Origin of the sequence: Bradyrhizobium niftali (genome assembly GCF_004571025.1) — a bacterium.
Taxonomy (GTDB): domain Bacteria; phylum Pseudomonadota; class Alphaproteobacteria; order Rhizobiales; family Xanthobacteraceae; genus Bradyrhizobium; species Bradyrhizobium niftali.
Genome location: NZ_SPQT01000048.1, coordinates 15,869 through 30,917, shown reverse-complemented (window position 1 = coordinate 30,917; position 15,049 = coordinate 15,869). Strand labels below are relative to the sequence as shown.

The window sequence follows — 15,049 nt, the reverse complement described above, 5'->3', positions numbered from 1 at the left end:
ACCCGGTTCAGATAGCCATAAATGTAGAGCTTCAGGAGAACCGAGGGGTGATACGACGGCCGTCCCGTTGCGGCCGGCTCCGCTCCCTCAAAGCCCATCTCAGCCAAATCAAGCGCATCGACAAACACGTCGATCACTCGAACAGGGTTGCTCTCGTCAATGAAATCATCGAGGCATTCGGGCAATAATGTCCATTGCCCACGATCGGCCTGCTCAACGAAGCGCCTCATCAGCTTCCCCCGCAGAATCACCAGAGAATCATAGCAAAGCAGCAGCGTTTTCACACAGCCAGGGTCAAAACGCGAAAAACTCAACTCGAGCAAATTCAGTCCGCTAAGCCCCATTGAACGGACCTCAAGGGATGATCCTCCCCGTTGAAACGACGCCGGCCAGGTCAAGAGATGCCCCCGCCAAGTCACGAACAGGGCATCGCGGCGGGGCCAAAATGCCTCGCGTTGACCATGATTCCGAGCGTACATTCGCCCAATCTGGGCGATGGTAGGGCAGTTGCAGTGGCGGCTCAGTCCCACAAGACCGCAGAAGAGGAGTACGAGGCGCAAGTACGCGTCCTCGTTCGTATTGTTTCGATCTGCACTTTGGGGCTTTTCGCTTTCGCCGCGGGCCTGCTGATTGGGACCTTTCTATTTTCGTAATCGAACATCAATGACCGGCCCTTCGGGCGTTCTGTTTGATTTGGGCTTCAGGACGCAGTCGCACTGCCGACCAGCACTGCGGCGACGATCGCCGCCACGATCGCGGCGCCGGCCAGCGCGTAGGATGGGTAGAGCGAAAGCGAAACCCATCAAATCTCGTCCTCAAAAGGTGCGGCGGGCCGGCGAGGTATCCACGCTTGCCTCACACGGCATAACGCCGGTAGAGCACGACGATGATGGCGAGCACCGTCCCGGCATAAATGATCTGCGCGACGTGATCCGAAACAACAGCGACGCGCTTTCGGCCCGCGTCCCGAAGTTTTTCATGTCTGTAGCCCGCCAACATCGCCATCAGGCATAGTACGAAGAAGATGTAGAACATCTCTTCGACCACCACCGTGTATCCCACATCGCCGATCTGGCTGTTCACCGCCACGAGCAGCACCGCGCTCGCCAGGATCGAGGTCACTGGGATCGTCACGCGTTCACGAAACATGGTTTCGGGAAAGAACAGCGTGGCGAATACGACGAGCACGAGCAGAAACAGCGGCAGCAGGTTCTTCAGCATGTAGATGGCGGAGCTGCGGCGCAGCATGATGGTCGCATCGAAGCCTGCGAATTCCGTCCTTGCCTCGGCACCAAACAAAGACGCCTTTCCGAGCGTCGATCCGCTGGACAGGGATTCGACGAAATAGGTCAGCCCGAGAAATCGCCAGAGCGGAAGTCCGGAATAGGCCCCGTCCTCGGCCCGCGAGCTTCCGTCGTCGGCGAGGCGCAAGCCGAACCGATCGATGACATAGGTGATGAGTTCCCGCCGCCGTTCCGTGTTCTGAAAATGTAGATGCAATTGCTGCGTGTCGAACGGATAGTCATGGAGATCGAAACGGGCCTTGAAATCGCCGTTGACGCGATAGAGCCGGTAGCTCAGGCCGTCTTCGTGTCCCGCCTGAATCGGCCGCGCTGGATCGAAAGCCCCGCGATCCAGCAATGCCGGGAATTCGACGTGCGTCTGCGCCTCGTCGTCGCCAGCGAATCGCATCCAGAGATAGAAGTCGACGTTGAACGAATTTTGCTTCACGTCGATCCGGCTGACGCGAATGATGTCGATGCCGGTATAGACGACGCGCTGAATCCAGTAGCGCCGATCCTCGAACGCGATGACATGGCCCTTCTCCTGTTCCGCGGCGAGATCGATTCCATCAGGCTGATCGATGCGCACGAGTTGCTGCGGCGCCGTGACGAACCGACCGTAATGGAAGAAACCCATTCGGATCGGGCGCGGAATGTCGCGGTTCGCGTTGAAATAGAGCCGCCCCGTCAGCCCGACGACCGCCGATTTCGGACTGTCGATCGCAGCCAGTGCGACGCGCACCCGGTCGCGATCCGCAACCTTGCTGTCGGATCGTTTCTGAATCCCCTGCCCCATAAACCGGTGATGTACGGCAGCTCGTTTGAGCGCATCGATCATCAGGCGCGCGGCGTCATACGCGCCGCCGGCAACCCAGCTTGGCGAGGTTCCCGCTTTCGCCTTGTAGTCGACGGCAAAGGCCTGCGCCGCCACGCCTGCGCTGTCGAACATCAGCGATGAAGCGGCATACAGATTTTCGCTGAAGAAACCCGGATGCGATTTTTCCTCGGGCTCGTTGGCGAAATTCTGCAAATAGCTTTCGCGGGCCGCGCCCTGGGATGCGATGATCGTTCCCTTGATGCCGTGGCGACGCAGCGCCTTGATGATGTCTGGGCTGAAATCGGGTGCCGCGCCGACGACGATAACGCCGGGTCCGGGCTCCTGCGCGGCAGCTTCTAGCGCCCCATCCATCGATCCGATCTGACCGGCTGCGACGTCCAGTCCGAACACGTGCAACTGCTCCGCCGGATAGGCCGCCGCAAATCCACGCGCAAAACTCTTGCCGTAGGAATCGCGCGTGTGAACAAGACGGACTTTTGGCTCCTTCATCACGGCGCGCAGATGTTCCGCGACCGAGCGCGCCTGCGCGGAGACCGGCGCCAACGCACGAAAATAGTAATCATTGGTGGATGTCAGATCGTCGGCAGCCGCGCTTCCCGTGAGCGCCGGAACCCGCGCAGCCTTATATACCGGCGCTGCCGCGAGCGAAGTGGAGCTGAGATAATGGCCGAGCACAGCGACGCATGGGCTGTCGGCGATCGCCTGCGCATTCGCGCGCGCCACGGCTGGATCACTTGCGTCGTCGAACAGAACGAGTTCAATGAGCCGTCCGTTGACGCCACCCTTGGCGTTCACCTCGTCGATTGCAAGCTGCGTCGCGACCAGGCTTTCCGTCCCGGCCGGGGCGGACGGGCCAGAGAGCGAATTGGCGAACGCGATGCGAATAGGTTCCGGGCGGGTCCAGAGGATGACGGCCCAGGCGACGGCGAGCACCAGGGCGACGCCCGCAACAACGGCAAGCCACATTCTCAGCCGCGGCTTCATCGTCGATCCTCGCATCGATCGGCATAAGCCGAGATTCTCCAGATCGAGGCCTCACTCAGGCCGAGATTGCCGCCGCTGGGAGCGTTTTTCAACCCCGCCCATCGCCACCGGCAAGATCTACGACCACTCAAAGCGGATGAAGGGAAAAGCGCTTGGCAGGTCGGTTGACGGGCCAGGAGCCGACGTAAGCCGTCACCGACGCGATGCCTGGATATCGAAATCAGAGGCTGCCGATCGGCCGGCGGTCGAGATGGTGCGTCCTGATGAAGGCCTGCTGCGCACCCGCTGCCATGATGCCATCATGCCCCTGTTTTGCCCGACGGGTCAACCCGGATTTCGTAAAATCGAAAATTCGAAAAACCCAATGCCGGCAAGGGGCCGGCTACTGTGCATGGGGTTGTTTTCGCGGTTTTTGTTGTCCGGTCGCAAAAGCCTCGGACCGGACCGATCTCGTCACGAAATCTGGTCCTGCCTTCGTCGTCATGGCCGGGCTCGCCTCGCCGAAGGGGCTTCGGCCCCGCAGGCGGGACGAGCCCGGGCATGACGGCGGCTGATGTATCCGTGAAAGCCTGGGCCCGTTGGCCTCAGCTATCTACCTTCAGCGCGGCAATGAAGGCTTCCTGCGGGATGTCGACCTTGCCGAACTGCCGCATCTTCTTCTTGCCTTCCTTCTGCTTCTCCAGAAGCTTGCGCTTACGCGTGATGTCGCCGCCGTAGCATTTTGCGGTGACGTCCTTGCGCAGCGCGCGCACCGTCTCGCGGGCGATCACCTTGCCGCCGATCGCCGCCTGGATCGGGATCTGGAACATGTGCGGCGGGATCAGCTCCTTCATCTTCTCGACCATGGCGCGGCCGCGGCCTTCGGCGCGGGTGCGATGCACCAGCATGGAGAGCGCGTCCACCGGCTCGGCATTGACCAGGATCTGCATCTTGACGAGGTCGGCCGGCTTGTAGTCGGTGAGATGATAGTCGAACGAGGCGTAGCCCTTGGAGACCGATTTCAGCCGGTCGTAGAAGTCGAACACGACCTCGTTGAGCGGCAGGTCGTATTTCACCATCGCGCGGGCGCCGACATAGGTCAGCTCCTTCTGCGCGCCGCGGCGGTCCTGGCACAGCTTCAGCACGCTGCCGAGATATTCGTCCGGGGTGAGGATCGTCGCCTCGATCCAGGGCTCCTGGATCTCCTCGATCTTGACCACGTCGGGCATGTCGACGGGATTGTGGATCTCGAGCTCGGTGCCGTCGGTCAGCTTCATCTTGTAGATGACGCTCGGCGCGGTCGCGATCAGGTTGAGATCGAATTCGCGCGACAGCCGCTCCTGGATGATCTCCAGATGCAACAGGCCGAGGAAGCCGCAGCGGAAGCCGAAGCCGAGCGCGGCCGAGGTCTCCATCTCGAACGAGAAGCTGGCGTCGTTGAGGCGCAGCTTGCCCATCGCGGCGCGCAGCGTCTCGAAATCGTCGGCATCGACCGGGAACAGGCCGCAGAACACCACGGGGATCGCCGGCTTGAAGCCCGGCAGCATTTCGGTGACCGGCTTCCTGTCGTCGGTGATGGTGTCGCCGACGCGGGTGTCGGCCACTTCCTTGATCGCGGCGGTGATGAAGCCGATCTCGCCGGGGCCGAGCTCGTCGACCTGCTGCATCTTCGGCGTGAAGAAGCCGACGCGCTCGACGTCGTAGGCGGCGCCCGTGCCCATCATGCGGACGCGGCTACCCTTCTTCATGACGCCGTCGACGACGCGGATCAGCACGACGACGCCGAGATAGACGTCGTACCAGCTGTCGACCAGCAGCGCCTTCAAGGTCGCATCGCGATCGCCCTTCGGCGGCGGCAGGCGGGTGACGATGGCTTCCAGCACGTCGGGAACGCCGAGGCCGGTCTTGGCCGAGATCATCACGGCGTCGGAGGCGTCGATGCCGATGACGTCCTCGATCTGCTGCTTGACCTTCTCGGGCTCGGCGGCCGGAAGGTCGACCTTGTTCAGGACCGGAACGATCTCGTGATTGTTGTCGAGCGCCTGGTAGACGTTGGCGAGCGTCTGCGCTTCGACGCCCTGGCTGGCGTCGACCACCAGCAGGGAACCCTCGCAGGCCGCCAGCGACCGCGAGACTTCGTAGGCGAAGTCGACATGGCCGGGCGTGTCCATCAGGTTGAAGATGTAGTCCTTGCCGTCCTTGGCGTGGTAGGCGAGCCGGACCGTCTGCGCCTTGATGGTGATGCCGCGCTCGCGCTCGATGTCCATGGAATCGAGCACCTGCTCCTTGCCCGCCATTTCGCGGTCGGACAGGCCGCCGGTCATCTGGATCAGGCGGTCGGCCAGCGTCGATTTGCCATGGTCGATATGGGCGACGATGGAGAAATTGCGGATGTTGGAAATGGGGACGGTCGTCATGGGCGCGGGATACCACTCACATCCCCGTGCGGCAACCATATTGCTGTATTTTCAGGGCCTTTCTTCACGCCAAGCTGATTCCACGGTGGCCCAAAACGCGCTACGCAACGGCTGATGTCGACGACCTCAATCCCATCTGCCCGCGCCCGTGCGAAGACACGGGTGAGTTTCAACCGCTTCCGGGCCTGGCTGGTTGCCAGCGCGGTCCGGCCGGAGGCCCGCCTGTGGCTGGTGATCCAGCTCGCGATCCTGCATGCGGTGCTCTGGACCTTCATCCTGATCAATCTCAAGGCAGCGCAGGACGTTCACATGGACGTCGCGGAAGCCTATGGCTGGGGCCAGAAATTCCTCTGGGGGTACGGCAAGCACCCGCCGCTGTCGGGCTGGATCGCCGGCGTCTGGTTCAAGGCGTTCCCGGCGACGGACTGGGCGACCTATACGCTCGCCATGACGACGGTCGGCGTCGGCATGGTGATCTGCTGGCTGCTGAGCTTGCGCGTCGTGGATGCGCGGCGCGCGTTCCTGGTCGTGGTGATGGTCGCGCTCTACCCGATCTTCAATTTCAAGGGCTTCAAGTACAATCCGGACCTGCTCCAGCTCGTCACGCTGCCGCTGCTCGTGCTCGCCTATCTCAACGCCTTCGAGAAGCGCAGCTGGCAGTCCGGCATCTGGTTCGGGCTCGCCGCCGCGCTGGCGCTGATGACCAAATACTGGGTGCTGACCATGATCGGCGCCATCGGCCTTGCCGCGCTGATCCATCCCGACCGCTTGAAATTCCTGCTGTCGCCGGCGCCGTGGGTGGCGATCGCGACGCTTGTCGTGGCGATGATCCCGCACATCGTGTGGCTGGCGGACGTGCATTTCGTCCCGCTGAGCTATGCCGGCGACACCTACAGCCTCGAGGACGCCAGTCTCGTGCATCAGCTCGTGGCCGGCTACTTCCTGCATAATTTCGCGTTGCTGGCCCTTCCCGTAGCGCTCGCTGCGCTCGCCATGGCGCTGGTGCCGCATTGGTTCACGCTGCTTTTGCGCGCGCCCTTGCGCATCGTCACGCGCGCCTGGGCGCGTGGTCCCAATCCAGGGGCCAATTTTTCGCAGGCGCTGAATGTCTGGATCATCCAGACCATCGTCGCCGTCGGCCCGCCGCTCGGCGCGCTCGCCTTCAGCATCTACATGAAGACCGATTGGGGCATCTCGCTGTTCTTCCTGGTGCCCCTGGCGCTGGCCGCGATCCCGACGCTGCGGGTGCAGAGCGCGACCCTGGTCAACATCGCCGCGATCTGGCTCGTGCTGAGCATCGCGACGCTCGCCGCCTCGCCCTGGATCGCCGCGCGCGAGATGGCCGCCAATGCCGGCAACACCGCGACCTATGGCGCGCGCTCTGACCTCGCACGCGAGCTGACGCAGGCCTGGCACGCGCGCTTCGCCTCGCGCTGGGCGGTCGTCGCCGGCACCATGGAATCGATCCAGCCGATGGTGTTCTACAGCCCGGACCACCCGGTCGCGCTCGTGCCGATCGAAGCCTGGGATTCCGGGCTGATCTCGCGCGATGACGTCAAGACATACGGCTTCATCGGCGTGTTCGATCCGGCCGACGGCCGCCTGCCGGCGTTCGAGAAATGGGTGTCGGAGACCGCGCCGAACGCCGAGCGCATGGTGATGACGACGCGCCGCTTCACCCACGGCAAGGCCGGTCCGTCGATGAGCTGGAACATCTACATCGCGCCGCCGGGGAAGTGACCGAAGGTCATTCCGGGTTCGATGCTGTCGCACCATCTCGGAATGACAATCGGGCCTAAATCCCTTCCTCGTTGAACTTGCTTTCAACGAGCTCGGTGATCGCCGCGAGCGCGGCGTCGGCATCCGTACCAGCCGCAGCGACCGTGATCGTCGTGCCGGGTCCTGCGGCGAGCATCATCAGGCCCATGATCGAGGTGCCGCCGACGGTCTCGCCGCCGCGCGTCACCCACACCTGCGCGTTGAAGCGCTCGACCGCCTGGACGAATTTCGCCGAGGCGCGGGCGTGCAGGCCGCGCTTGTTGATGATCAGGAGCTCCTTGGAGATCGCGCCCGCGGGCACGCCCGTCCCGGCTTGCGGCGCGTCGTCGCTCATTTGCCGGCGAGCACGCGGCTGGCGATGGTGACGTATTTGCGACCCGCTTCCTGGGCCATCGCGATCGCGTCGGGCAGCGCGCGTTCCTCGCGCACCTTGGCGAGCTTCACCAGCATGGGAAGGTTGATGCCCGCGAGCACTTCGACCTTCGGCCGGCTCATGCAGGATATTGCCAGGTTGGATGGCGTGCCGCCGAACATGTCGGTGAGGATCGCAACGCCATCGCCGGAATCGACGCGGTTAACCGCCTCGATGATGTCGCTTCGGCACAGATCGGAATCGTCTTCAGCGCCGATCGTAATCGCTTCGATTTGCTTTTGTGGGCCCATGACATGTTCAAGCGCTGCCTTGAATTCGTCGGCAAGGCGCCCGTGGGTCACAAGTACTAGACCAATCATCGGAAAACTCCTCGCGGGCGCTTTTGGTGCACCGCACGAACGCGCCACTTTGACCATCCAGAGCCCCTGCGCAAGAGGGGATGTTGCGTATCTCCCTGAACTTAGACGGATGGATAAGGGGAGCTGCGCCGGTCTATTCGGTCGCGATAGTGGGGTTCATATGGTTACCATTTCCCTTCAAACAATCGCCCGAGGGATTAACGGAAGATGAACTCTTGGTAGTGGTCAAGGCCGCGACAACCAGTGGGAGGGGCGAATAGTCGCGGCTAACCGGGATTCGCGGTATTTCGACACCTAAAATGCTTGTTTTCAGGGATTCGGCCGGCGGCAGCCGTTCCGCGTCCGCGGCGTCCAGGTCGACCACGAGGCCGACGGTCGCATGCTCCACGAAGTCGCAGCGGCGGATTCCGAGGCCCCGGATTTCGATCAGGCCGGCCAGCGGCGGCGCCGGGCGGACTTCAATTTCATCGCCGACTGTCGCCAGATGGACACGGTCGTCACCGACCAGAACGGCCCTTTCGACCACGCCGGCGCGGCCCGCCATGATCAAATCGAAGGCAAGGCGCGACTTGCCGGAGCCCGACGGGCCGCGGATCAGCACTGCCAGATTCCCGACCTTGACCGCGGAGGCGTGCACGCTGGGCTCGCCGTCGCTCATAGCGCCGGCAGCCTCACCACGAAGCGCGCGCCGGCAACCGTCGGCTCGCCGTCGGCGTCCATGGGGCCGGGGCGGTTCTCCGCCCAGATGCGCCCGCCATGGGCGTCGACGATCTGCTTGGAGATCGACAACCCGAGGCCGGAGTTCTGGCCAAAGCCCTGATGCGGACGGTCGGTGTAGAAGCGCTCGAAGATGCGCTCCAGCGCGTCATCGCGAATGCCGGGGCCGTCATCGTCGATCACGATCTCGATCTCTCCGCGCACGCGGCGGCAGGTGAGGCGCACCTTGTTGCCGGCTTCCGAGAAGGATTGCGCGTTGGAGAGCAGGTTCGAGACCACCTGGCCGAGCCGTGAGTCGTGGCCGGTCACGGCGAACGTGTCGCTTGGCCCGCGGCCCTCGAAGCGCGCCTCGACCGCGACGTCGTGGCCGAGCTTGGTTTCGTTGGCGACGGAGACCAGCGTGCCGAGCAGGCGGCGCAGATCGACCGGAACCGCGTCCTGCCGCTGCAATTCGGCATCGAGCCGGCTGGCGTCGGAGATGTCCGAGATCAGGCGGTCGAGCCGCTTGACGTCGTGCTCGATCACCTCGAGCAGGCGGGCGCGGCTGTTCTCGTTGCGCGCCAGCGGCAGCGTCTCGACCGCGGAGCGCAGCGAGGTCAGCGGATTCTTCAGCTCGTGCGCAACGTCGGCGGCGAACATCTCGATCGCCTCGATGCGGCTGTAGAGCGCATTGGTCATGTCGCGCAGCGCGCCGGACAGATGGCCGATCTCGTCGCGGCGGCGGGTGAAGTCGGGGATCTCGACACGGGTCTTGATGCGGCGGCGGACGCGCTCGGCGCTGTCGGCGAGGCGGCGCACGGGACCGGCGATCGTGCTGGCGAGCAGCAGCGACAACATGATCATGACCGCGGCGGCGACGCCGCCGACTTTCAGGATGGCGAGGCGTTCGGCGGTGACCATCTGGTCGATGTCGTCGCCCTGGGTGGACAGCATCAGCGCGCCGTGGATGGCGCGCGAGCGCAGCACGGGGACCGCGACCGAGACGATCACCTCGCCGCGCGGATTGACCCGCACCATCGAGCGTTTCTCGCCGTGGAGCGCATCGGCCACTTCCGCATAGCCATTGCCGTTCTCGGGTCCGAGCTCGCGATAGAGCGGCAGGTCGCCGCGGTTCAGCCAGGTGCGCACCGCGACCATGCCGCGCTCGACGATGCCGGGCTTCTCGGCGGAGAGCGACGGCAGGGGCAGGCGCACCACGGTATCGAGGCTGCGGCTGTCGACCAGCAGGCTGCCGTTCGGATCGTAGATGCGGGCGCGTGTCTTGGTCGGCGAGATCAGCGTGCGCAACACCGGCGCCACGCGCTCCGGATTGATCGGAAAATCCAGCGGCGAATAGTCGTCCGACCCGCCATAGGTCTCGCCCGGCTTGAGGTCGAGCAGCCGGTCGGGGTCGATGGTGATGGCGTTGGTCTGCACGGTCGCGGACGCCGCAATCGCGCCGGCGATGATCTCGGCCTGCACCAGGAGGCTCTGCGCGCGCGCGTCGATCAGGCCGGCGCGGAATTGCGACAGGTACAGGATGCTCGCCACCAGCGCGACGAGGCCGGCGAGGTTGAGCGAGACGATGCGGCGGGTCAGGCTGGAGAAGGACAGTGCGAAGAAGAACTGCCCGGCGCGCTTCAGCCAGTTCAGCGGCCGCCAGCCCTGCGCGGCCGGCTTGTCTTCGGCAACGTGCTCCGGAACGCCGTCGGATGCGATATCCTCGGCGCTCTGGTTCGGGTCAGGCTGCGTTCGGTCCAGCAATGCTTACGCCCGCGTTAGGACAGCTCGTGCGAAGGTCCCCGCATCCTAGAGCCATCCCGGTCCCGATGGAACGAGAACCGGCAATGCTCCGGACATTCGTGAAGGCGCCTGCTGCCTCAGGCTTCCTTGAAACGATAGCCGACGCCGTACAGCGTCTCGATCATCTCGAACTCGTTGTCGACCACCTTGAACTTCTTGCGCAGCCGCTTGATGTGGCTGTCGATGGTGCGGTCGTCGACATAGACCTGATCGTCATAGGCGGCGTCCATCAGCGCATTGCGGCTCTTCACCACGCCGGGCCGGGTCGCGAGCGCCTGGAGGATCAGGAATTCGGTGACAGTCAGCGTCACCGGCTCGTTCTTCCAGGTGCAGGTATGGCGTTCGGGATCCATGCGCAAAAGGCCGCGGTCGAGCGCCTTGGCGTCGTTCTCCTTCGGCGCGACGGTCGGGTCCTTCGGCGCCGAGCGGCGCAGCACCGCCTTGACGCGCTCGACCAGCAGCCGCTGCGAAAATGGTTTGCGGATGAAATCGTCGGCGCCCATCTTGAGGCCGAACAGCTCGTCGATCTCTTCGTCCTTGGAGGTCAGGAAGATTACCGGCAGGTCGGACTTCTGCCTGAGACGGCGCAGCGTCTCCATGCCGTCCATGCGCGGCATCTTGATGTCGAGGATGGCAAGGTCCGGTTGGGTGGTGCGAAAACCGTCAAGCGCGGAGGCGCCGTCGGTGTAGGTCATGATGCGGTAGCCTTCGGCTTCCAGCGCGATCGAGACGGATGTGAGAATATTGCGGTCGTCGTCGACCAAAGCGATTGTGGGCATGAGCCTCTGCTTTCTGCTTTCCGTTTTGGGTCGTGGCTTGAAACGGCGAGCAATCCAGTGATGCGCCGCATACATGGGTCCCGAACTTGGCGTTCGAACTTTGTCACCGAGCAATGCAAGCTGGGCTGAAGTGTGACCAAGTTCCACGAAACACGGCAGATTCGCCGCATCCCGACCCATAACCGGATCCCCGTTTAGCCGAAAAAAGACCCCCTTTGCAACCACCTGACCAGAGAAAGCCCATGCAACCGACCCCCGATTTCGACCCCGGAAAGCTCGCCAAATCGCTGCTCAGGCGGTCGCGGCAGGGCGCTCTCGCGACGTTGATGGTGGGCAGCGGCGATCCCTATTGTTCCCTGGTCAATCTGGCGAGCCACCCGGATGGCTCGCCGATCCTGCTGATCTCGGGGTTGGCCGTGCACACCAGGAACATCCTGGCAGATGGCCGGGTCTCCTTGATGCTGGACGAGCGTGCCGCCGGCGATCCGCTGGAGGGCGCCCGGATCATGCTGTCCGGCCGGGCGGAGCAGGCCGGCGCCGAGACGGATCTGCTTCGGCGGCGGTATCTGAATGCCCACCCGTCGGCGGAAGCCTTTGTTTCGTTCAAGGATTTTTCGTTCTTCAGGATCCGGCCCACGGGAACCCATCTGGTGGCCGGCTTCGGCCGGATCGTCGACCTCAAGCCGGAGCAGTTCCTCACCGACCTCAGCGGTGCCGAGGACCTGCTGGCGGCGGAGGAGGACGCGGTGGAGCACATGAATGCCGACCACCGCGACGCCATGGACCTCTATGCGACCAGGCTGCTCGGCGCGGCCGCCGGCGGCTGGCGCTGCACCGGCTGTGACCCTGAAGGCCTCGACATGCAGGACGGCCAGACCGCGCTGCGGCTGGAGTTTCCGGAGCGGGTGACCGATGGCACGGCGCTCCGCAAGATGCTGGTTCGCCTCGCTGGCGAAGCGCGCATGAAGATGGACCAGAGCGCAACCCTTTGAACGCCGCCGCCCATCGCTGCGACCCAACTCCGTGACCGGTTCGGGATTGGCAGCGAGAGGGTTCATGACACATCGTCGTTTGGCGTTGGCCGCGGGTCTGGCGCTCGCGATCACCACGTCGCTTGCGACGCCCGGTCTTGCCCAGAAGGCCGATCTCGCCGCACAGGGCGCGCGGATCAACGCGCTCAACCAGGCCGGCAAATATGCCGAAGCGCTGCCCCTGGCGCAGGCCATGGTGGCGAGCCTGGAGAAGGGCAACGACGGTCGCGAACTCTCCGCCGCGCTCAACAATCTCGGTCAGGTCTATGCCGGCCAGGGTCGCGACGACCTCGCCGAGCCGATCTACAAGCGCGCCATCGCGCTGATGGAGAAGTCGCTCGGCCTCGACACCGCCTTGATCGCGCCCGAGCTGAGCAACCTCGCCGCGCTGTATCAGCGGCAGGGCCGCTTCACTGAAGCCGAGCCGCTGTTCAAGCGTGCACTGGCCATTCGCGAAAAGGCGCTGTCGCGCGAGCATCCCGATGTCGGCCAGGCCCTGAACAATCTAGCCACGCTCTACGTGAAGCAGGAGCATTTTGCCGACGCCGAGCCGCTGTTCCAGCGGGCGCTCGCGATCTATCAGAAGGCCGCCGGGCCCGAGCATCCCGCGGTCGCCACGGTGCTGAACAACATCGGTCAGGTCGATCGCGACCTCAACCGCGATGCCGATGCCGAGGCGCCGATCAAGCGCTCGCTCGCGATCCGCGAAAAGGTGCTGGGGCCGGATCATCCCGACGTCGCGCGTTCGCTGAACAATCTCGCCGGGCTCTACGAGCACCAGCAGCGTTATGGCGATGCCGAGCCGCTCTACCGGCGCGCCCTTGCGATCCGCGAGCGTGCGCTTGGGCCGGAACATCCCGACGTCGTGACCTCGACCAGCAACCTCGCCTATTTCCTCTACGTCTCCGGGCGCACCGCCGACGCCCTGCCGCTGGCGGAAAGGACGCTTCGCAGCGGCCGCGCGCAGCTGCGTGTGGTGCTGCCGATCCTGTTTTCCGCGCGGCAGCAGCATCTCCTCTCCGACGACAAGGCGCTGGACGAGGCGCTGGCCGCGATCCAGCGCGGCACGCAATCTTCCGCCGCCTCCGCCGTGAACAAGCTCGCGGTGCGGCTTGCCGCCGGCAGCGACCGGCTCGCCGAGCTCGTGCGCAAGGAGCAGGATCTCGCTGCCGAGGCCGAGGCGCTCGACAAGGCGATCACCACGGCGGTGTCCAAACAAGCCGCGCAACGCGACGTTGCGGCCGAGCAGCGCAGCCGCACGCGGATCGCCGCGATCGCGAGCGAGCGCGCCGGGTTGCAGAAGACGCTCGCCGTCGAGTTTCCCGATTATGCCTCGCTCTCAAATCCGCTGCCGCTCGCGGTGAAGGACATCCAGCCGTTGCTGTCGGCCGATGAAGCGATGACGATCTATTCCGTCGTGGACAAGCAGGGCTATGTCATCGCGATCACGCGCGAGGGCGTCGACTGGAAGGAGATTCCGCTCGGCACGGACGCGCTGGCGCGGAAAGTGTCGGCGTTCCGCAAGGGGCTCGACGTCGGCAAGGCGCACGATGCCTCCGGCAAATCCGGCCTGTTCGACCTCGCGCTCGCCAACGAGCTCTATGTCGCGCTGCTCGGCCCGGTCGAAGCGCTGACGAAGGACAAGCGCAGCCTTTTGGTGGTGCCGTCGGCGGCACTGACCGCATTGCCGTTTCATCTGCTCGTCACCGAGAAGCCGCAAGCTGCGATCCCGGACAAGCTCGAGGGCTATCGCAACGCCGCCTGGCTGTTGCGGCGTCAGGCCGTCTCGGTGCTGCCGTCGGTGATCAGCCTGAAATCGCTGCGGGCCTTTGCGCGCAAGGATCAGGGCGTCAAGCCAATGACCGGCTTCGGCGATCCCGTGTTCAGCCCCGCGGCCGAAGGGCCGGCCGATCGTCGCGCAGCGAACGGCAAGGTCGCCGCGCGCAGCATCGCGACGATTGCCTATACCGACTTCTGGCGCGGCGCCGGCGTCGATCGTGCGCGGCTTGCGCAAGCGCTGCCGCAACTGCCTGACACTGCCGACGAGCTGAACGCGGTGGCCAGGGATGTCGGCGCAGGCGAGGTCGACATCCATCTCGGCCGCGATGCCAGCGAAACGACGCTCAAGCGTGCAGCGCTTGCTCAATACAGCATCATCTACTTCGCCACCCACGGTCTCGTCGCCGGCGACGTCAAGGGACTGGGCGAGCCCTCGCTTGCGCTCTCCATTCCCGATCAGCCCTCCGAACTCGACGACGGTCTTCTCACCGCGAGCGAAGTCGCCCAGCTCAAGCTCAATGCGGATTGGGTAGTGCTGTCGGCCTGTAACACCATCGCCGGCGACAAGCCCGGCGCAGAGGCCCTGTCGGGATTGGCGCGTTCGTTCTTCTATGCCGGCGCCCGCGCGCTGCTGGTGTCGCATTGGGCGGTGGATTCGGAAGCTGCCACCCGCTTGACCACGTCGACTTTCGCTCTGCTCAAAAACGAACCAAAAATCGGTCGTGCCCAAGCGTTGCGCCGCGCCATGTTGACGTATCTCGACGACGCCTCGTCGCCGCGCAATGCCTATCCTGCGATGTGGGGACCGTTCGCACTGATCGGCGAGGGTGAGGTACGATAGACCGCCCAAGGGAATTGTGCGTCGCAATAACCCCCGATAACGTCGAAACGCGCATTTGGTTGCGCGATCATTCGTGATTTTTTGATGCGCCTGCTCAGAGCTGACATG

The 15,049-nt window shown here is 64.3% G+C and carries 11 protein-coding genes; 3 read left to right on the top strand and 8 right to left on the bottom strand.

Features of this window, described 5'->3' with window-relative positions:
• From E4K65_RS43395 to lepA, 3 genes are all read right to left on the bottom strand, one after another.
• A partial coding sequence (locus E4K65_RS43395; RefSeq protein ID WP_135176109.1) for a transposase occupies nucleotides 1–230 on the bottom strand: 230 nt, incomplete at its 3' end.
• 625 nt (nucleotides 231–855) lie between these two features.
• Nucleotides 856–3,105 (bottom strand): ABC transporter substrate-binding protein, encoded by a 2,250-nt coding sequence (locus tag E4K65_RS43390; RefSeq protein WP_167771625.1) that lies wholly within the window; start codon nucleotides 3,103–3,105, stop codon nucleotides 856–858.
• A gap of 584 nt (nucleotides 3,106–3,689) precedes the next feature.
• Complete coding sequence (lepA, locus tag E4K65_RS43385; protein WP_135179302.1) at nucleotides 3,690–5,501, bottom strand: translation elongation factor 4; 1,812 nt, start codon at nucleotides 5,499–5,501, stop codon at nucleotides 3,690–3,692.
• A gap of 114 nt (nucleotides 5,502–5,615) precedes the next feature.
• On the opposite strand from lepA, the gene E4K65_RS43380 reads away from it, so the two are divergent.
• Entirely contained in the window at nucleotides 5,616–7,241 is a 1,626-nt protein-coding gene (locus E4K65_RS43380; protein ID WP_135179301.1) for a glycosyltransferase family 39 protein, read from the top strand.
• 55 nt (nucleotides 7,242–7,296) lie between these two features.
• On the opposite strand, the gene E4K65_RS43375 is transcribed toward E4K65_RS43380, so the two are convergent.
• The 5 genes from E4K65_RS43375 to E4K65_RS43355 form a co-directional block, all read right to left on the bottom strand.
• Nucleotides 7,297–7,614: an HPr family phosphocarrier protein gene (locus tag E4K65_RS43375; protein ID WP_135179300.1), complete on the bottom strand. Its 318-nt coding sequence runs from the start codon at nucleotides 7,612–7,614 to the stop codon at nucleotides 7,297–7,299.
• The gene (locus tag E4K65_RS43370) at nucleotides 7,611–8,012 is read right to left on the bottom strand and encodes a PTS sugar transporter subunit IIA (RefSeq protein ID WP_011090868.1); all 402 of its coding nucleotides are present in this window, start codon (nucleotides 8,010–8,012) and stop codon (nucleotides 7,611–7,613) included. The genes E4K65_RS43375 and E4K65_RS43370 overlap by 4 nt, the downstream gene beginning before the upstream one ends.
• Nucleotides 8,013–8,145: 133 nt before the next feature.
• Nucleotides 8,146–8,670, bottom strand: coding sequence for an HPr kinase/phosphorylase (locus tag E4K65_RS43365; RefSeq protein ID WP_135179299.1), 525 nt, complete (start codon nucleotides 8,668–8,670; stop codon nucleotides 8,146–8,148).
• On the bottom strand, nucleotides 8,667–10,472 hold the full coding sequence (locus E4K65_RS43360) for a sensor histidine kinase (protein WP_167771624.1): 1,806 nt from the start codon (nucleotides 10,470–10,472) through the stop codon (nucleotides 8,667–8,669). The genes E4K65_RS43365 and E4K65_RS43360 overlap by 4 nt, the downstream gene beginning before the upstream one ends.
• Nucleotides 10,473–10,588: 116 nt before the next feature.
• Nucleotides 10,589–11,290 carry a response regulator transcription factor gene (locus E4K65_RS43355; protein WP_008542552.1) on the bottom strand — a complete coding sequence of 234 codons (702 nt, stop codon included), beginning with the start codon at nucleotides 11,288–11,290 and terminating at the stop codon, nucleotides 10,589–10,591.
• A 242-nt stretch (nucleotides 11,291–11,532) separates the two neighbouring features.
• Between E4K65_RS43355 and E4K65_RS43350 the strand changes: the two genes are divergently transcribed.
• The gene (locus E4K65_RS43350; protein WP_135179298.1) at nucleotides 11,533–12,282 is read left to right on the top strand and encodes a HugZ family pyridoxamine 5'-phosphate oxidase; all 750 of its coding nucleotides are present in this window, start codon (nucleotides 11,533–11,535) and stop codon (nucleotides 12,280–12,282) included.
• Nucleotides 12,283–12,346: 64 nt separating this feature from the next.
• Nucleotides 12,347–14,941, top strand: a complete 2,595-nt coding sequence (locus E4K65_RS43345) for a CHAT domain-containing tetratricopeptide repeat protein (protein WP_167771623.1) — start codon at nucleotides 12,347–12,349, stop codon at nucleotides 14,939–14,941.
• Nucleotides 14,942–15,049 lie beyond the last annotated feature (108 nt).